General features: G+C 62.9%; 15 protein-coding genes. 5 read left to right on the top strand and 10 right to left on the bottom strand.

Going from position 1 to position 18,411, the window contains the following annotated elements:
* Positions 1–59 precede the first annotated feature (59 nt).
* The 5 genes from AOP73_RS10635 to AOP73_RS10615 all read right to left on the bottom strand — a co-directional run bounded on the left by AOP73_RS10635 (position 60) and on the right by AOP73_RS10615 (position 7,068).
* Positions 60–1,478, bottom strand: a complete 1,419-nt coding sequence (locus AOP73_RS10635) for an ABC transporter substrate-binding protein (RefSeq protein WP_061965809.1) — start codon at positions 1,476–1,478, stop codon at positions 60–62.
* A gap of 44 nt (positions 1,479–1,522) precedes the next feature.
* On the bottom strand, positions 1,523–3,163 hold the full coding sequence (locus tag AOP73_RS10630; RefSeq protein ID WP_061966179.1) for a glycoside hydrolase family 13 protein: 1,641 nt from the start codon (positions 3,161–3,163) through the stop codon (positions 1,523–1,525).
* A gap of 178 nt (positions 3,164–3,341) precedes the next feature.
* On the bottom strand, positions 3,342–4,352 hold the full coding sequence (locus AOP73_RS10625) for a LacI family DNA-binding transcriptional regulator (RefSeq protein ID WP_084626824.1): 1,011 nt from the start codon (positions 4,350–4,352) through the stop codon (positions 3,342–3,344).
* A gap of 256 nt (positions 4,353–4,608) precedes the next feature.
* Positions 4,609–6,339 (bottom strand): alpha/beta hydrolase, encoded by a 1,731-nt coding sequence (locus tag AOP73_RS10620; protein WP_061965807.1) that lies wholly within the window; start codon positions 6,337–6,339, stop codon positions 4,609–4,611.
* 9 nt (positions 6,340–6,348) lie between these two features.
* A complete protein-coding gene (locus AOP73_RS10615; RefSeq protein WP_160295470.1) occupies positions 6,349–7,068 on the bottom strand; it encodes an NADPH-dependent F420 reductase in 720 nt (239 codons plus the stop codon).
* A gap of 120 nt (positions 7,069–7,188) precedes the next feature.
* Between AOP73_RS10615 and AOP73_RS10610 the strand changes: the two genes are divergently transcribed.
* Together AOP73_RS10610 and AOP73_RS10605 are read left to right on the top strand one after the other, a co-directional pair.
* Entirely contained in the window at positions 7,189–8,220 is a 1,032-nt protein-coding gene (locus tag AOP73_RS10610; protein ID WP_061965805.1) for an LLM class flavin-dependent oxidoreductase, read from the top strand.
* A 1-nt stretch (position 8,221) separates the two neighbouring features.
* The gene (locus AOP73_RS10605; protein ID WP_084626822.1) at positions 8,222–9,376 is read left to right on the top strand and encodes a flavin-containing monooxygenase; all 1,155 of its coding nucleotides are present in this window, start codon (positions 8,222–8,224) and stop codon (positions 9,374–9,376) included.
* Here the strand turns inward: AOP73_RS10605 and AOP73_RS10600 are convergent.
* On the bottom strand, positions 9,373–10,257 hold the full coding sequence (locus tag AOP73_RS10600) for an EI24 domain-containing protein (protein ID WP_061965804.1): 885 nt from the start codon (positions 10,255–10,257) through the stop codon (positions 9,373–9,375). The two genes, AOP73_RS10605 and AOP73_RS10600, sit on opposite strands and share 4 nt — an antisense overlap.
* A gap of 49 nt (positions 10,258–10,306) precedes the next feature.
* Positions 10,307–10,735, bottom strand: a complete 429-nt coding sequence (locus AOP73_RS10595; protein WP_061965802.1) for an OsmC family peroxiredoxin — start codon at positions 10,733–10,735, stop codon at positions 10,307–10,309.
* Positions 10,736–10,887: 152 nt separating this feature from the next.
* Between AOP73_RS10595 and AOP73_RS10590 the strand changes: the two genes are divergently transcribed.
* On the top strand, positions 10,888–12,492 hold the full coding sequence (locus AOP73_RS10590) for an SDR family NAD(P)-dependent oxidoreductase (RefSeq protein ID WP_061966171.1): 1,605 nt from the start codon (positions 10,888–10,890) through the stop codon (positions 12,490–12,492).
* 61 nt (positions 12,493–12,553) lie between these two features.
* A complete protein-coding gene (locus tag AOP73_RS10585; RefSeq protein WP_061965800.1) occupies positions 12,554–13,063 on the top strand; it encodes a glutathione peroxidase in 510 nt (169 codons plus the stop codon).
* 8 nt (positions 13,064–13,071) lie between these two features.
* Here the strand turns inward: AOP73_RS10585 and AOP73_RS10580 are convergent, their stop codons facing one another.
* The 3 genes from AOP73_RS10580 to AOP73_RS10570 form a co-directional block, all read right to left on the bottom strand.
* On the bottom strand, positions 13,072–14,313 hold the full coding sequence (locus AOP73_RS10580) for a DUF2254 domain-containing protein (RefSeq protein ID WP_061965798.1): 1,242 nt from the start codon (positions 14,311–14,313) through the stop codon (positions 13,072–13,074).
* A 16-nt stretch (positions 14,314–14,329) separates the two neighbouring features.
* The gene (locus AOP73_RS10575) at positions 14,330–15,508 is read right to left on the bottom strand and encodes a GGDEF domain-containing protein (RefSeq protein WP_061965796.1); all 1,179 of its coding nucleotides are present in this window, start codon (positions 15,506–15,508) and stop codon (positions 14,330–14,332) included.
* 64 nt (positions 15,509–15,572) lie between these two features.
* Complete coding sequence (locus AOP73_RS10570) at positions 15,573–16,454, bottom strand: NUDIX domain-containing protein (RefSeq protein WP_061965794.1); 882 nt, start codon at positions 16,452–16,454, stop codon at positions 15,573–15,575.
* An 84-nt stretch (positions 16,455–16,538) separates the two neighbouring features.
* On the opposite strand from AOP73_RS10570, the gene AOP73_RS10565 reads away from it, so the two are divergent.
* The gene (locus AOP73_RS10565) at positions 16,539–18,362 is read left to right on the top strand and encodes a DEAD/DEAH box helicase (protein ID WP_061965792.1); all 1,824 of its coding nucleotides are present in this window, start codon (positions 16,539–16,541) and stop codon (positions 18,360–18,362) included.
* The last annotated feature ends 49 nt before the right edge of the window (positions 18,363–18,411 follow it).

The raw sequence follows: 18,411 nt of genomic DNA, 5'->3' as shown, positions 1-18,411 counted from the left end.
TCCTTTCGGGTGGTTCTTGCCGGCGACACTCGCGTGCCGCCGGCAAGACGGGCACCAGATTAAGCGTCGGCGTCGATCAACGCCTGGATTTGAACATTGACATCCTTCAGCAGCGCATCGGTGTCAGCGTTCTCGTCGGTCAGTACCGACTGGACGACCGTGTCAAGAGCCGCATACAGCTCCTGAGTGTGAGCCTTGGGCTCGGGCACCACGGCCTGGTCGAAGATCGCGTCGTTGAAGTAGCTGACGTGATCCTGGTCAACATTGATGTAGTCGGCAACCCACTCGCGGGACTGGTCGAACAGTTCCTTGGAGAAGATTGGAAGTGCTGGCACTCCCACAGCCTGGTCTGACTCGGAGAGAGTCTTCGCGTCGAGAACGGCGGCATCCTGGTCGACGAGCTTCTGCATGTAGTAGAAGTCGATCCACTTCACCGCGGCGTTCTGAACCTCGGGCGAAGCCTTGACGTTGACGGCAGCAATGGTGCCGCCTCCCAGCGTTCCGGAGTCGTCGCCCTCGAGCGGGATAACCGTCGCGCCGTAGTCGTCAGGGTTCATTCCCTGCGCCTGGATCAGGTTGGTGTAGATGTCGGAACCAGAGGTGTACATACCCACCTGGCCAGCGCCGAATGCCTGGTTGATGGTTCCCCAATCAAGCAGGAAGTCAGAGCCCATGGAGTCGTCCTCCCAGCGCAGCTGGTGGAAGTAGTCCAGAGCCGCCTTGGTGGCGTCGTTGTCGGCGGTGACGGCGATCTTGCCGTCGGCGTCCTCGGTCTGCATCCGTCCGCCACGCGCATAGGTCGCAACGGTCAGCTGCCATCCACCAGTGTTGCTGGCGGCCATCTGCGCAAAGCCGGTGTTGCCGGTCTTGTCGGAGATCGCCTTGGCGTCCTCACGCACCTCGTCCCAGGTGGTCGGCGGCTGGTCCGGGTCCAAGCCCGCCTCGGTAAACAATGCGCGGTTGTAGTGCAGTGCGGATCCGTAGGCAGCGGTCGGGAGGCCGAACACGTCACCATTGGCGTCCTGCACCTGTGCGAGCACGTTCGGGTTGAAGTCGTTCGCGTAAGGCAGTTCGCTCACCTGAGAGGTGATGTTTGCGAGCTGGCCGTTGGCGAGCAGCGTCAGGCCGTCCGTGAACGGAATGGTGTAGACGTCGGGAAGCGTGCCACCTGCGAGCTGCGCTGCGAACGTTGGACCGGTCCATTCGTACTCTTCCGACTCCACCGTGATGTTCGGGTAGAGGCCCTCGAACTGTGCGACCTGGGCGTCGAACGCGTCGAACGCAGCCTGGTCGGATCCAGGAATAAGGCTGACCACCTTGATGGTGACGGGCTCCATTGCGTCGGCAGTTGCGCTGGACGTCGTTGCGTCCGTTGCACTCGTCGACGGTTCCGGGCTGTCGTCTGATGAGCATGCGGTCATGGTGACCGCCAGTGCGGCAACGGCGCCAACCGTGACCACTTTATTGAGTGACTTCATTGTCTTCCCCTTCATTGGTTGTTGTCTCGCGTTCCACATGTGTCTCACTTGGCGGCGAGCCAGGCGGTGGCATCTTGAGGTAACTCGCCGTCGACGAGCTCATCGCTAACCAAAAGCACCCTTGCGCCGTCAGGCAGTCGCACGGGTTGATCAGCGAAGTTTGTGATGCACGTGAGCGACTCGCCGCGGCGGAAGGCCACCACACCGGGCTCAGACGTGAGCCAGGTGAAGCCGCCTTCGCGCAGGTCTGCGCTCTCGTGCCGAATCTTGATCGCCCTCGTGTAGAGGGCCAGCATGGAGTTGTCGTCCTCGAGTTGAGCCTCGACGGAGAGGTTCGCCCATCCGTGCGGCTGCGGAAGCCAAGCGGACGATGCACCGTCCTCACCAAAGCCGTAAGACGAGCCCTCGCGCGTCCAGGGCAGTGGAACACGGCAGCCGTCACGCCCCGGCTTGGTGCCGCCGGACTTGAAGTGCATCGGGTCATCGATCTTGTTGCGGGGAATGTTCTCCACCTCAGGAAGTCCGAGTTCGTCACCCTGGTAGATGTAGAGCGACCCTGGCAGCGCTGCGGTAAGTAGTGCCGCTGCCCGGGAGCGGCGCGTTCCAAGTTCGAGGTCCGTGGGAGTGTTGAACTCCTTGGTGAGGAACGAGAACGTCGAGTCTTCGCGTCCTAGCCGGGTCACGGGCCGCGTGACGTCGTGATTGGAGAGCACCCAGGTCGAGGGGGCTCCTACCGGTTCGTGGGCGTTGAGGGTCATGTCAATGGATTCGCGAACCTGCTGGGCGCTCCACTGCCGTGACATGAAGTCAAAGTTGAACGCGGTGTGTAGCTCGTTGGGTCGCATGTACTGCACAAAGCGCTCAACATCCGGCAGCCACAGCTCCCCCACCAATGCGCGAGCTCCGGGGTAGCTGTCGGCGATGGCGCGCCACGACGCGTAGACCTCGTGCAGTTCGTCGCGATCCTGCCAGGGGTGCTCCCCCGCAGCTGGCTCACCCACGACCTCGGAAAGCTCCGGGTCCTTGATCAACAGTGCGGCCGAGTCGATGCGGACGCCCCCCACGCCCCTGTCGAACCAGAACTTGAGGACGTCCTCGTACTCCTTGCGGACGTCTGGGTGATTCCAGTTGACGTCGGGCTGTTCCGGCGTGAACAGATGGAGGTACCACTGTCCGGGAGTGCCGTCCTCGTTGGTGGTCTGGGTCCAGGTCTCGCCATCGAACGGAGACACCCAATGGTTCGGGATGTCCTCGGAGTCGACAAACCAGAACCGTTCGCGCTCGGGCGATCCGGGTCCGGCGGCAAGGGCTTCCTTGAACCAGGCATGCTGGTCACTGAGGTGATTGGGCACCACGTCGATGATGGTGCGAATCCCCAATTCGAGGCCCTCAGCGATCAGCAACTCGGCCTCTTCGATGGTGCCAAAGTCGGGGTGAATAGCGCGGTAGTCGCTGACGTCGTAGCCGCCATCCGCCAATGGCGACGCGTACCACGGGGTAATCCAGATCGCATCGATGCCGAGCGCGGCGAGGTACGGCAGGCGGCTTCTTAGGCCAGCAATGTCCCCAGTCCCGTCGCCGTTTCCATCAGCGAAGCTACGCACGTAGACCTGATAGATGACTGCGTGGCGCCACCACAGCGGATCTTCGGTGCTGGGAGAAAGGACGTTCTCGCCGGAGCTCAAAGACGCCAGTTTGTCGTGACCGCCTTCAACGGCGGCGAGGAGATTCTGGTCCACTCGAGTTGTCGCTTCCTTCTCTCACTGGCGACCACGGTGGCGCCTGTGGGAAGAACGTAACGACAGAACTATGTAAATGCAAGAACTCGACAGTAAGTAAGAAACTTTCTTGCGTTGCGTGAATTTACGTGGTTCTTGCACGGCCGGTGGTGTTGCGCACCACCAACTCGGGCTCGAAGAAGTACTCGTCTGACGGCGCCGCGTTTCCCGCGATCTGGCGCACCAGCAGGTCGACGACCATTCGGCCCATCGAGTCGATGGGTTGGCGCACCGTGGTGAGGGGCGGATCCACACTTGGCATGAGCGCCGAGTCGTCGTAGCCGATGATCGACACGTCGTCGGGCACCTCAAGGCCCGCGCGGCGCACCGCACGAATCGCCCCGAGTGCGATGGGATCCGATGCGCAGATCACGGCTGTCACCCCGCGACCCACGAGCCGCGAGGTCGCAGCCTGGCCGGCCTCAAGCGAGTACTGCGAGTACTCCACGTGGGCCTCGGGAAGTGCGATCCCCGTGCGCGCCGCCATCTTGTTCGCGGCCGATCGCTTGCGTCGCGAGGGGATATGGTCGGCCGGCCCGAGGACGAGTCCGATGTTGCGGTGGCCCAGTTGGACAAGGTGATTCCATGCCTGCTCCATGGCGACCGCGTCATCGGCGCTCACGGTTGGAAAGTCGATGCCCGCGTCGGGCGCGCTCACGAGGACGGTCGGCAGGTTGAGTTCCCGCAGCCGGTCATAGTGCTCATGAGGCGCATCGGCTTGCGAGTACAGCCCGCCCGCGAAGACGATTCCCGAGACCTGCTGGCTCAGGAGAAGTTCGACATATTCCGCCTCGCCGATGCCGCCGGACGTTTGCGTGCAGAGCACCGGCGTGTATCCGTTCTGGGCAAGCGCCCCGCTCACCACCTCGGCGAAGGCGGGAAAGATCGGGTTCTGAAGCTCCGGCAGGACCAGACCAACCAGGCGAGCGCGTTCGCCTCGGAGCTTGCTCGGTCGCTCATATCCGAGCACGTCTAGTGCCGTGAGCACCGCCTCACGCGTGGCTTCACTCACGCCCGCTTTCCCGTTAAGCACGCGGCTCACGGTCGCTTCACTCACGCCAACTTTGGCGGCTACATCTGCAAGTCTTCCGGCCATAGAAACGACCCTACACAAACGACGCAATTTCTTGCGTTCGGCGCTGCAACAAATACCCACCTCCGCCGAGTCATGCCGCACTGGATGCCCTGAGGGGCCAGAAATCGTGACCTCTCCGTGACCTTGCCGTGACCAACACGTTGCCGAAAATGGCATCTCTACCAGCCCACGTCGCGACAAATTGAGGGTGCAGCCACCCGGCGAAACCCATCCAGCGGACGGCGAGCTTCCCCCAATGGTCTGGGGGTCTTGGCGACTACTGGTCGACGGGCGGTAGGGAGTCGTAACTTGCGATCGTCGCGCGGATAGCACTCAGGGATTGGTCGCTGAGTCCTCCATCGCCCGTCACCGCGATCCAGGCTTCGAGTGTCAACGATCCGTATTTATGACCGGAGTCGTCTGGCACGGCGGTGCCCATGGTGAAGTCGATCAGCGCCTGCAGCCCCGTGACGACGGGTATCCAATGCATGTCGGGTGAGACGACGGGTGATCGCTGACCGTCCTCAAGCCATTCAGGGCGCTGCCAGAAGATGGAGCCGCTCAACCACACGACTGGATCGTTGCCGTGTTGCAGATAGGCCACTCGCGGGGAATCCCACTCCCCCGTGGCATTGGTGAAGTCGGCAGGGTCGGAGAACCACCTCGCCTGACGGCCGTGGTCAAGAGTGGGGAGCGTGACTGGGCTACCCGGATCGCGCCGTGCGGTGAGCCCATCCCAAAGACCGGTGCGTGCGGGGGTTCCCGCAAACACGGCACCGTCCGAGCGCGCGAGCAGCGTCTCGAGATCGGGGAACGCTGACTGCATGGCATACGACCCAAGGCTGAGTCCGTAAACGACCAGTGCGGGGCGATGATCGACGGGTAACCCGCTCCACCACGCGTACACGGAATAGAATTGGGCACTTGCCCCTTCGGCCGCTTCTTCAGGGTTGAACACGCGACTACGCCAACTCGGTTTGTCGTCGTACTGCAGCGCGACTAGCGCGGTATCACCACCGTGAAGATATTCGACAGAGTCAATGGCCTGGGGGTCAAGCCAGCCGGTACCCGTCGTGCCTGCGACAACCAAAACCGATCGGTCGGCCGCTCCCGTATGTTGCAGTTCATTGACCGCTATCGCGGCACGCTCTGCATAGGTAGGCGCTGACTCCAGACCCACGTAGACCCGAATCGGTTCCTTTGCGCTCTGGTTGGTCAATGCCTCGATGGCCTCCGCATCCGGTCCGCTCGCGACGATCTCCGATCCGGCAAAGCCAAGCTCATCCCAACGCACCAGACTGCCCGGCCCACCAGAGCGCAGTGACGACGTAGGCGCTGTCAGGTCGGGGTCTGGGTGCGCGTTCGACTCGCTCCAGCCACGGTCCAAAAATTGCAGCCCCACCGCGGCCACGCCCCACAACACGACCGCGACGATCAGCACCACCACGGCCAATGAGGTTGCGTCCGTTGCGACGTTGACGCCGCGCTCGTGCTCACGGGCCTCGTCACCCGCGACGCGGCGCACCAGTGGGCCGCTGCGCCGTTCCGCCGCCTGATAGGCCAGGCGCAGCCCACGGCCGAATGCGATGGCAATCACTGCGATACCGAAGGCCACGACGAGGAGGAGGAACCACGAGTATCCGGTAATGGTGGGCAATCCCACCGTCGTGCGAATTCCGTTCTGCCATGCCACCACGAACGGTGCCAGAATCACGGCACCCGTCACAATCACGATGCCAAGCACCGGCCACCCCCATCGCGCCAGGGCGGGGTCGCGCCACGAGATCAACCGTCGCAGCACATACCAAAGCAGCACTCCCACTCCGTAGCCGAGCGCAAAACTCAATCCGGAAATGACTCCCTGAGCCACCTGCGGTCGCGGCAATAGTGACGGCGTGAGCGACAGTGCCAGAAATACCAGGCCAATGAGCACTCCGCCGTAGTCGAGCCGGAACGCTTCAGCCCACCGAGTCAGGCGCTTGGGTAGGTGGTTAGGGTGCTCGCTCACCCCATTACTTTAGCGACGAGCAGGGGCGTCCTGAGTGACGTGGCGTTCGAGTTCGGCGCGGTCAAGACGTACGCCAAAGATCGGTCCGCCGGCTTCGAGCAGACCGGATTGTGCAAGGCTTCCGGCGTAGACGGCATCAAAGCCCACACGGTGGACCATTTCAAGCACCAAGGCGACCGCTTCATCGTGGTCGCCGGCGACGGCAAGTGCGCGACGCTCGGGATGTCCCGTTTCCCGACTGTCCGTCGCGATGTCGTGGTAGCCAATGTGATTGAACGCCTTCACTACCCGAGCACCCGCAAGAAGATCCGACACCACCGGCGACGTTGCCTGAACACCGGCGAAGTCAGGGAGCGAACCATCGATGGGTTCCCAATAGTTCATGACATCCACCACCACTTTGTCCTGCAGCAACGCGAATTCGACCGAGTCGATCCTGTGAAGGGGGACGGCCAGGACGACGATGTCGGCCCCAGTCACGGCGGCGGCGGCATCCATGGCCACCGCACCGGGAGCCATCACGCTCACAATGAGGTCAATGCCACTCGCGGGCCCAGAGCCCACCACTCGCACATCGTATTTTGCGTCGACCAGCACGCGCGCCAGTGCCGTTCCTACGCGTCCGGCACCAAAAATCGCAACAGTTCGGGCCTCGGCCTCATTCGTCAGGTGCGATGGTGGATCCGCCTGCAACGAGGGGTCAGAGGCTGAGGATGATTCGGTGCGCACGGGGGAATACAAGGACTGAGCATTCGTTGCCATATAAACGTCAACATTTTGGGTCGTCCGGGCATTCCGGCAGTGAGGTAGCGTCGCGAGAGCACCCGCCCAACGAGAGGATCACTCGATATGCAACTCGGTGTCATGAGTTTTGGGGATCTTCGGCTCGATAGAGAGTCTGGCACTCGCGTCCCTGTTGCGCAGGGCCTGAAGGAGCAGCTTGAACGCATCCAGTTGGCAGAGCAGGTGGGCCTCGACTTCTATGGGCTCGGCGAACATCACCTCGATGGCTACGCGATCTCCAACCCGGGAACCGTCCTTGCCGCGGCATCGTCGCTGACGGAGCGCATTACCTTGGGCACCGCGGTCACCGTGCTGAGCACCGAGGATCCCGTCCGACTTTTCCAGCAATTCACGACGCTGGATCAGCTCAGCGAGGGTCGCGCTGAGATCATGGCTGGCCGTGGCTCATTCACGGAAAGTTACCCGCTCTTTGGCGCGTCGCTCAATGACTACGAGGCCCTGTACGACGAGAAGATCCAGCTGCTGTTGCAACTCAATCAGGAATCGCCCATCACATGGAAAGGGCGCTTCCGAAGCGACCTGAACAATGCGTTGGTACTCCCCCGCCCCTATGGGGCGCATCTGCGCGTGTCCATTGGCACGGGTGGCAACCCGCAGTCGTCGGTGAGAGCAGGAGCTCTGGGTGCACCCGTGGTGTACGCGATCATCGGAGGCGAACCTGAACGCTTCGCGCCGCTCGTCGATCTCTACCGCCGCGCATCGGTCCAGAGTGGACACCCGGAGTCCTCCCAACACGTCACGATGACCGCCATCGGTCTCATCGCGGAACGTTCGCAGGACGCCAAGAACTCCTTCTATCCTTTCTGGAAACAGGCCATGGAGTGGGGCGCGGTTTCGCGGGGCTGGTCCGTGCCTAGCCGGGCGGACTACGACCGGATGGTGGACGGTGCTGCCATGATCTTTGCGGGGTCACCTGACGAAATTGCGCAACGCCTGATCTCCGTTGGGCAGCTCACCGGGGCCGACCGCTATGTGATGCAGATGGACTGGGCGGGACTTCCACACTCCGACGTGATGACCGCCATCGAACTCTTGGGCACCCGCGTGAAGCCTCAGGTCGACGCAGCGTTTGGCTAGCGTGCCTACCAACCCGGCGTCGCCGCTCGTGCCAACCGTTGAACCTGGTGACACCCAGGTGGTCATAATTGGTGCGGGCCAGGCGGGACTTTCCACCGCCTACCACCTGACGCGCCTTGGCCTACTCCCTGGCGTGGATGTCCTCGTTGTCGACCGGGGCCCGAGCACCGGTGGAGCGTGGCAACATCGGTGGAGTGCCTTGCGCGTGGGCGACACTCACAAGATTCATGATCTGCCAGGAATGAGCGAAGCGGGGTTGTCCTTCGCCTCCGCTCCGCGCGACCAACCTGCGCGCGAGGTGGTGCGCGAGTACTACGCCGCGTACGAGCGGCATTTCGGCCTTGAGGTGCTGCGCCCTGCCACCGTCGTTGCCGTCACCTCTGCGGCCACTGCCTTGACCACGGCCGATGTTGAGGCTCCCCGTGGTTTCCTCGTCACCGTTCGCACGGAGGAGCAGATGCGGCGCTACCGGAGCGCCGTGGTCGTTAATGCCTCGGGCACTTGGCGTCGGCCGCGTATTCCGGCTGTCGCCGGGCGGGACGTCTTCTCGGGGCGGCAGGTGACCACTCCCGAATACTCGGACGCACACGACTTCGCGGGTCAACGCGTGGCAATCGTGGGTGCGGGTACGTCTGCGCTGGGCTTTCTTGACGAGCTCTCTGCCGTGGGAGCCCACACCGAGTGGTTTACCCGACGCGAGCCCGCCTTCACTGACGAGGGCCCAGACCTGAGTCAAGACCGCGGCAAGGCTGCAGTGCGGCGGCAGGACGAGGCAGCGAGGGCTGGGCGTCGACTACCGAGCATCGCAGGCTCGACCGGGTTGCCGCGCAACGCCATGGTGCGCCGGCTTGACGAGCGTGGGGTGCTTGTCCGTCGACCCATGTTCGCGCGGCTCGTGTCGGACGGCGCCATCACAACTAACGGTGCTCATATTCCTCTTGACGCGGTGGTGTGGGCTGCGGGATTCGACGCGGAACTCGATCACCTCGACCCCCTGGCGTTGAACACGAGTCGAGGAGGCATCGTTGTCAGCGACGGTGAGTCCGCGGACCACCCTGGCCTGTTCCTTGCTGGATACGGCCCCCAAGCCAGCACCATTGGCGCCAACCGGGCCGGACGAGCAATGGCCAAGCACATCATGCAGCGTTTGCACTAACTGTTTGAGTGGTCGTCGTCGCCAGCGATTTGCAGATTGTCCGAGTGTCGCTCAAGTTCCCCCGTACTGGCAGGCTCACCGGACGTGTCTGCTTCGCCCATGAGGCGGCGCGATAAGAGGGTGGCTCCAGCGCTTGCCGCCGGCATCGTCGCTATAGCCCCGAAGGGCAGCAGAAACAGCAGGAATACGGTGGTGCCAAAGCCCACCGATACCGCCCGCTGGGAGGCGAGCTGGCGCCGCCGTTGACGTAGAGTGACGACTCCTCGTCGAGAAAGTGCGTAGGCCGTGAGTTCCAGCGACAGGAACCAGCCTCCCAGGATCGCGCCTAGCGTGAAGGACGCGACGGATCCGGCGACCGGAACAAGGCTCACGAGGAAGAGCCCGATCGCCAGCACCGCGGTGAGGGTGAGCAGCCCCGCTGCCTCGGCTAGCCCCCGCAGCGTCGCGCGCCACCACGGCTCCTCGGCAACGACCTGGGGCTCTCCCATCTCAGCATCCAGATGACGTGAGATGCGCTCGAAGAAGGGCTGACCAATAAACAGCGTGAACGCGGTGAACGTATAGAACGCCGCGATCACGGTGCCGCCAAAGATAGCAATGGCGAGGAGCGCAGACAGCACAGTGGCGACGGGGCCCGTGACGCCCGCAACTGTCCTGTCCAGGATCCAACCTGCCGCATCGTCCGCCTGGAACGCAACGGCTACGACGAGACTTGCGACGAAGAGAAAGGCAATCGCGCCGGGCAGCAGCCCCCACGCCATGAGGCGGGGATGGGATGACCAGGAGCGGAAGCCGCGCCACACGAACGAGGCGCCCAGCAAGAAGCCGGACGCCCCGGAGCGTGCCAAGATGCGGCGTGTTCGCCCCACAGGTGCGGTCATCGCTACAACCTAGCGGAGTGAGCCAGTGACCTGCGGAGTGGTGCGTTGCTTAGTTGAAGGTCACGCTTTCGAGCGAAATGTCGATGCCAGCGAGAGCCTGCGAGACGGGGCAGCCGTCTTTGGCATCGTCCGCGAACTTTGCGAACTCCTCGGCGGAGAGCCCGGGGACGGTGGCAACCAAGGTCAGGGCGCTCGACTTCACTCCCTCGCCAGGAACAAAAACTACCTCGGCGTCGACCGCCAGGTCGGTGGGAGGAGTGCCATTCTCGCCGAGAGCGTGCGACAGAGCCATGGCGAAGCAGGAGGAATGTGCGGCAGCAAGAAGTTCCTCAGGGGTGACAGCGCTGCCACCGCCCGCGGAACGCGAGTTCCAGTTGATATCAAAGTCGGCTACGCCCGAGGACGCAAGTGACGTGTGTCCCGAACCGCTGGGAAGGTCTCCCGACCAGGTGGTGTGGGCCTTGCTTGAGACTGCCATGATGCTCTCCCTTTGTCTTGTGATTACTGACATGTCGTGCCGGCAAACTGATGCTGTCGTGAAACTGGTGCCGTCGTGAATGTAGGCTCTGCCACGTGCCCAACGACCCTAACGCTTCCAACAACGACGCCCCCTCAAACGTTCCCGGCGACGTGAGGGCGAACGGCAGTGCGATTGATCCCGATGATCTCGCGACTACGTTGCGGGTCCTCGCTAGCCTCAATCAGGTTGATGAGGAACACGAGGACTTTGTCGCGGTGCGTCACGCCACCGCACGTATGATCAAGGCCGTCAAGCAGAACCGTCGCAGCGAAAAACGTGCGGCCATCACGGCAGCGGACAACGCCGTCGTTGCGGCCACTGCTACGGGTGCGGCGGACCGGATTGACGACGAGACCAGAGGACTGACGCTCACGGCTTCTTCGCAGGCGGCCACCGCGGGCACCTTCGCCAAGGCGCGTCCCTGCTATATCTGCAAGCAGAAATACACCGTGGTCGATGCCTTTTATCACCAGCTCTGCCCCACGTGCGCGGCGACGGGCCACGCCAAGCGTGAGGCCCGCACCGACCTGCGTGGCAAGCGTGCGCTGCTCACCGGAGGGCGCGCGAAGATCGGCATGCACATCGCGCTACGCCTTCTGCGAGACGGTGCCCACACCACCATCACCACACGTTTCCCCCGAGACGCTGTCCGGCGCTTTGCTGCGATGGTCGATTCCAGTGATTGGCTGCACCGCCTCACCGTAGTTGGAATCGACCTCCGTGATCCGTCCCAGGTAGTTTCACTCGCGGACGCAGTGGCCGCGCAAGGGCCGCTCGACATCCTGATCAACAATGCCGCGCAGACGGTACGGCGCTCCCCCGGCTCCTACGCGCCCCTCGCGGATGCTGAGTCGGTTCCCGTGGAGCCCAACCTGTGGCCCGAGGGCCGTGGCCCCGCCATGCTCACATTCGGGCACGCGAGTGACGTCCACCCTCATGCGCTCGAGGAATCTGTTGCCGCCCATCCCCTGCTCGCCTCCGCGCACTCCGCCGAGGTTGGTCGTCCCTCCGTCGAACGACAGGATCGTGCCGGTGAAGCTGGGAATGAGGATTCCGCGTCACGTCAGGCACGGTCGGCCGATGCGGCGACCGCCTCAGAGAATGCCCGTCGCCTCACCTCACTGGCGCTCGCTCCTGGGTCGTCTTCGCTTGAGAAGCTCGCCGACGGTAGCGCCATTGATGCGGGTGGGCTGGTGCCCGATCTCCACGACGTCAATTCCTGGGTTCAGGCCGTGGGCAACGTGGATGCGCTCGAGCTACTCGAGGTGCAGCTGTGCAATAGCACCGCACCCTTCATTCTCATCAATCGGCTCAGGCCGCAGATGGCCGCGGCGGCGCGGGCGTCCCGCGAGCACGGGTCCGGTCGCAGTTACGTCGTCAACGTTTCGGCGATGGAAGGGGTCTTTGCCCGCGGCTATAAGGGTCCTGGCCATCCCCACACCAACATGGCTAAAGCAGCCGTGAACATGCTGACGCGCACCAGCGCTCGCGAGATGTTCGAGACCGATTCCATTCTGATGACGAGTGTTGACACGGGGTGGATTACGGACGAGCGTCCCCACCCCACCAAGGTTCGACTTGCCGAAGAGGGCTTCCACGCTCCGCTCGACTTGGTCGATGGCGCCGCCCGTGTGTACGACCCAGTGGTACGGGGCGAAGCAGGCGAGGATCTGTTCGGAATTTTCCTCAAGGACTACGCGCCGTCCGCTTGGTAGTTTCTTGGCCCTCGTTAGTGCGCGGCGGAACACATTGCCACTGCGCGGTGTTTAACGGTCCATGAGCCACGACACTGCACTCGCCCACATTCAACTAACCACCATTGACGGCACTGCCACCACGCTTGGCGCCTACAGCGGCAAGGCGCTACTCATCGTGAATGTCGCCTCTCGTTGCGGACTCTCTCCGCAGTATGAGCAGCTCGAGGAGCTTCAGAAGACCTACGAAGACCGAGGGTTCACTGTGCTGGGCTTCCCCAGCAATCAGTTCCACCAGGAACTCGGTTCCACCGATGCCATTCAGGAGTACTGCTCGACTACCTGGGGAGTCACGTTCCCGATGTTCGAGACCATCAAGGTCAATGGCCGCCATCGCCACCCGCTGTATGAAGAGCTCACGGCCCATGCCGATGCGGACGGTAAGGCTGGCAAAATTAAGTGGAACTTCGAGAAGTTTGTGGTGGCTCCGGACGGCACGGTCTCACGCTTTCGCCCCAAAACTAAGCCGGATGCTCCAGAGGTCATTGCTGCTATCGAGGCCGCACTACCTGCCGAGCAGGCCACGTCGTAGGCGCGAACCTACTCCCGGCGCGCCTGAGCTGATTGCTTGCGCACCAAGTCGGCATCTGCGGCGGCAGATAGTGCCGCGATGGCGCGAGTTTCGGCATCATGCGATGTCGCGACAAGTGCCTCTCGCTCAGCTGGGGACGCGATACGGACGAGTGCCTCGAGCACACTCTGCAGCCGTAGATCGACCTCCACCATGGGCGCACCGTCCCGTGCAATAGGTCGGAAGGCATCCTCGACGAGATCAGCGAATGCCGTCACGGGCACATGAACCCGCGAATACTTCACCTCAGCTATTGCGTCAGTGGTCAGTACCTGGGTGAAGACGCGCTGTATGGCGTTGAGAACCTCAACTGCCGTACCAGGGTCGTTCGTCGACGGAGACAGCGCGCGGCTGGCAATTTCCGCCAGGGCCACGAATCCCAGGCGAGGATCCTGCTCGTAGGTGCGGTGGTTCTCGACCCGGAACGCACCCGTGATTCGCTCACGTGACTCGTCGGTGAGCGAACCCTCGACGAAGGCGAGGACGGTTCCATAGTCGACGGCTACCCCCGGCATGGTAGCCACATGGAGTCGGAGATTCGCTTCCTCGGCAACGGACTGCAACACGCTCATGGAGATGCCTGTCAAACAACCCACCCGGGTGGAGGCAACGGCGATTGCGCCACCGGGGATATCGACGTCGGCCGCGCCGCCGAGCCGAGGGTGGCGAGCGTACTCACACGCAGCATCGGATGCGGCCATTTCCACCCGATCAATGACATCCGCCATGCGGCCAAAGCCGGTGAGATGGCTGATCCACTGCATGAGCGTACCCACCACCACCGCAATGACGACGAGCGTGCCAAAGTACAGAATGACCCGGCCCTGCTCACCGTAGTACCCGGTAGATAGCGCGACGATCCCGACGATCGCGAAGACAAACGAGCCCAAGAAACTCGACAGTGCGTTCTGGGAGGTGCGATCGGCGATCAGCAACTGGGTGGCGCGAGGCGTGCCTCGTGCCGCGGCGGACGCGTAGGCGGACACCATCGCGGTCAAGGAGAAGGTGGTGACGGCAAGCATCGACGTCGCGAGAATCTGCAGGATGTTCTCTACGGAGTCCTGCCCAAACTCCACGGAAACGGCGTCCGGGAGGTAGGGACCGGCAATGCCCGCAAACAAAGCCAGAGCCACGGCAATCACGGTGAACACCGCGAGCCGGAACCAGATTCGCTGCGGCAGTCGCGCCAGCACCGTACGCCAGTTGCTCAAAACCAGCTCTCCTTACCTAGGGTGTCGCGGAAATAACCACACGATTGCGCCCAGCCGCCTTTGCCTGGTACATCGCTCGATCCGCCTGCGCCAACGTCATCTCTATTGGTGAGCCTACTGCGGTCGACGCCACACCGAAGCTGACGGTGGGCACATGTACCTCAGCTGCGCCGCCCATCTTGAGATACTTGGCTCCTAGGTGGTGGAGCCGCGACCGGGCCTCTTCCTCAGAGTCGACGCACAACAATAGTGCGAACTCCTCGCCTCCAAGGCGCCCCGCCAGCTCACTCGGTTCGAGTTCGATGCGGACGACTGACGCGAAGAGCTCGAGAGCCCGATCCCCTGCCGCGTGTCCATACGTATCATTGATGACCTTGAAGTGATCGAGATCTGCGACCACAAGGACACGCGGGTGGTCGTCGGACCGCTGCTTCGCAATGGCAACCGACGCGCGCTCAAAGAACGCGGAGCGTGCGAGTAGGCCCGTGAGGTCATCGAGTGCCACACGGCGGCGAAGTTCACGGGTTTGCTCGTCGTATCCCAGTGCTGCTGCCGAGAATGTCACGGCCATGAGCGAAACCATCAACACGACGGCGGTGGGCCCACCGCCCACCGTGGTTTCGAAGAGTGGATGCTCATGACCCAGCGTCACGTAGAGAATGAAACGCCACACGTAAAACGTGGCCAAAACGCTCGCCGCCAGCGCACTCACAATGAGAGCCACACGCGCCTCGCCATCGTGGTCCCAATCCGGTGACAGTCGTCGAGCCTTCCATGCGAGCCACATCTCACGAGCTCCGAGTGAAAAGAAGAGTCCCATCAGGAAGTAGAGCGTGCCATTGCCTGCCCAGCGGTTGGTCGCGGGGTCCTCAAACATTGCGACGACAAAGACGAGTGCGGGGGTCACATAGACCACCCATGGCACAGGGGCCAGGCCGCGCACGGATCGTGTGGCGAACCACACTGACGCACCACCCACCGTCGTGATCAAGCTCGAGAGCGGATTCGCAATGACCTGCGCATCAGTGCCATTGAGTAGCAAAAGTGCGGGGCTGACAGCTGAACTGAGGAGCGCGAGTGACCACCAGCCAGCGAACGACGACCTGGTGGGGCGATAGACGCCCGCGTAAAACAGCACCAAGACAAGGCAGGACAGCACCCCCAGGGTGAATCGCAAAGTCTCGATGTCAAACACGCTTAGAGATTACGGGCACCAGGTGATTTGTCTACAACCACTGTGCCGAGCGTCACACTTCGGATTAATCCATCAGGGACAGCAGCCAACCGCTTCCCCTTACGGTCGCCCCTTCCTCACCCACGCGTCGTGCAAGGCTTGTGTCGCTGGTGACGACGGTGACGGTCGCACCCGTACGTACGAACTCTGCAGCGAGAGCGACAATGCTGTCGTCACCCGACCCGTCCGCATCGATGACGCTCACTGAGCCTTCGGGAGCGACGCCCCGAGCCTTTCCCTCCAGCACCACCGTCGTGTCCAAGAACCAGCGTGAGCCGGGTAGCGAGAGATCCCGACCGGAGATTCCAGTGCGTGCGAGAGCAGCCAGTCGCGTGACCAGGTCCGCCGCAGCTAGGCGCCGATGATGCCACCAGCCATCGGGTACTGAACCGACCACGTTCGCCCCATCGACGATAAGTACCGGCCGTGCGGCGACGAGCGTCGACAGCACGGGCCAAGCCGAAGCGAAGGCGGGGTGCAGTGTGAGCTGGGCCACCTCGGGAATTGGCACCCACGACAGGTCCAGAGATTCTGCGTCTCCAGCTACAGGCGTGAAGGATCGCGTGACGCGAGCCAGCACCGTGGTGTAGATCCAGACCCCGCGATCGAGGACAATCGTGGCGTAGGGCCGCACAGCATCGGCCGGCACTCCCGCCTCCTCGCCTGCCTCGCGCAAAGCTCCCTGAATAGCCCGTTCCCCTTCGTGCAGTGCACCCCCGGGAATGCCCCAGGTGCCGCCGTGATGGCTCCACAGCGCCCGGTGTTGCATCAGGACGCCGCGTTCGTCGTCGACCGCAAGCAGTCCCGCCGCCCCAAATCGACCCCAGTACCGCTCACCCGTCGGAGCCTCGACCCAAGCGTCTCCCGGGTCGCGATTCGGGTCCAGCGGAGGAGGCACATGAGTCATGAGAAGAGCCTCCCACAGGCTCGATAGTCGCGATGTGTTGGGTGTAGGTCTCCGGCCGCGGGCAGAACGAACTACCGTATACCTATGCCTACTTCCGATAATGCGAGCCCTGATAGCCCCGTTGAAGCCCCCGATGCAGTCACGTTCGCCGATTTGGGCCTGGGCGACGCAGTCCTGAAGGCCCTGAAGAGCGTCGGTTACGAGACTCCATCTGCCATTCAGGCATCAACCATTCCGCACCTCCTCGAGGGCCGCGACGTCATCGGACTCGCGCAGACCGGAACGGGCAAGACGGCGGCTTTTGCACTGCCAATCCTGGACCGCCTCGACCGGGCGCAGAAGAAGCCTCAGGCGCTCGTCCTCGCCCCCACGCGTGAACTGGCGCTACAAGTCTGCGAGGCCTTCGAGTCTTACGCTGGTCACAGCGCTGGAGTGCACATCCTCCCCGTCTACGGAGGTCAGGGATACGGCGTGCAATTGTCCGCGCTGCGTCGCGGTGTGCACATCGTGGTCGGTACCCCCGGTCGCATCATGGATCACCTCGACAAGGGCACTCTTGACCTGTCCGAGCTCAAGTACTTGGTGCTCGACGAAGCCGACGAGATGCTCAAGATGGGCTTTGCCGAGGACGTCGAGACGATTCTCGCGTCCACGCCAGACAGCAAGCAGGTCGCCCTGTTCTCAGCGACCATGCCATCCCAAATCCGCCGCCTTTCTGCCAAGTACTTGAATGACCCCGCAGAGGTCACCATCAAGGACAAGACCACCACCTCCGCCACCATCACCCAGCGGTACCTCATCGTCGGGTTCCCACAGAAGGTCGATGCGCTCACCCGCATCCTTGAGGTCGAGAACTTCGAGGCGATGATCGTCTTTACTCGTACCAAGAACGACACCGTCGTCGTGGCAGAGAAGCTTCGAGCGCGCGGATACGGTGCATCCGCTATCAATGGCGACATTGTGCAGGCACAGCGTGAGAAAACCATCAAGCAACTCAAGGACGGCAAGCTCGACATCCTGGTTGCCACCGACGTGGCTGCTCGCGGACTCGACGTCGACCGGATCAGTCACGTAGTGAACTTTGACCTACCCATCGACACGCAGTCATACGTGCATCGCGTGGGACGAACGGGTCGCGCGGGCCGCACCGGTGATGCCATCAGCTTTGTCACGCCACGCGAACGCCGGATGTTGAGTTCCATCGAACGGGCCACACGCCAGCCGCTCACCCAGATGCACTTGCCCACCGCGGAAGACGTCAACGCCACTCGGCTGACGCGCTTCGACGACTCGATCTCAGCTGCGCTTCAGCAGCAGGACCGCATCTCGAAGTTCCGCGACATCATCAACCACTACGTCGAACACCATGACGTCCCAGAGGCGGACGTCGCCGCGGCGCTTGCCGTGATGGCTCAGGGCGACACTCCCCTGCTGATTGATCCCGCGGCGGAACCCCGCAAGCAGGAATTCGACCAACGTCCTGTGGGCAAGGGTGGCCCCCGCGATTCTGCATCAGGCACCGGACGCGGTTCTCGCAGCAACGACCGTCGACCGCCTTCTGGTCCGATGGCGACGTATCGCATCGCGGTGGGCAAGCGACACAAGGTTGAACCACGTCAGATTGTCGGTGCCATCGCCAATGAGGGTGGCTTGGGCCGAAGCGACTTTGGCGCGATCAAGATCCACCCCAATTTCTCGCTGGTTGACCTGCCCTCTCACTTGTCGCAGGACACGTTCCGAAAGCTCCAAAAGACGCGCATCAGCGGCATCCTCATCGACCTCAAGGTCGATCGCGGCTCCCACCACTCAGGTGGCGGAGCCCACAGCGGCGGGACCTTGAACCGGGACTCGAACAAGGGCAACTACGACAAGCGCGCGCCGCGTAGGCCCCGACACGACAAGGACTAGATCCACAACCGCACTGGTGCGGCGAACGACGCACACACCGATGGGCCCG

The organism is Demequina aurantiaca (genome assembly GCF_000975135.1).
Taxonomy (GTDB): Bacteria; Actinomycetota; Actinomycetes; order Actinomycetales; family Demequinaceae; genus Demequina; species Demequina aurantiaca.
The sequence above is the reverse complement of the archived record's forward strand: the minus strand, read 5'-3'. Positions and strand labels throughout refer to the sequence as shown.

Bases quoted from the DNA above. Each gene is read 5' to 3' on its own strand.
- AOP73_RS10635 (WP_061965809.1), bottom strand. From the start codon at position 1,478: ATGAAGTCACTCAATAAAGTGGTCACGGTTGGCGCCGTTGCCGCACTG.
- AOP73_RS10625 (WP_084626824.1), bottom strand. From the start codon at position 4,352: ATGGCCGGAAGACTTGCAGATGTAGCCGCCAAAGTTGGCGTGAGTGAA.
- AOP73_RS10610 (WP_061965805.1), top strand. From the start codon at position 7,189: ATGCAACTCGGTGTCATGAGTTTTGGGGATCTTCGGCTCGATAGAGAG.
- AOP73_RS10600 (WP_061965804.1), bottom strand. From the start codon at position 10,257: ATGACCGCACCTGTGGGGCGAACACGCCGCATCTTGGCACGCTCCGGG.
- AOP73_RS10595 (WP_061965802.1), bottom strand. From the start codon at position 10,735: ATGGCAGTCTCAAGCAAGGCCCACACCACCTGGTCGGGAGACCTTCCC.
- AOP73_RS10585 (WP_061965800.1), top strand. From the start codon at position 12,554: ATGAGCCACGACACTGCACTCGCCCACATTCAACTAACCACCATTGAC.
- AOP73_RS10570 (WP_061965794.1), bottom strand. From the start codon at position 16,454: ATGACTCATGTGCCTCCTCCGCTGGACCCGAATCGCGACCCGGGAGAC.
- AOP73_RS10565 (WP_061965792.1), top strand. From the start codon at position 16,539: ATGCCTACTTCCGATAATGCGAGCCCTGATAGCCCCGTTGAAGCCCCC.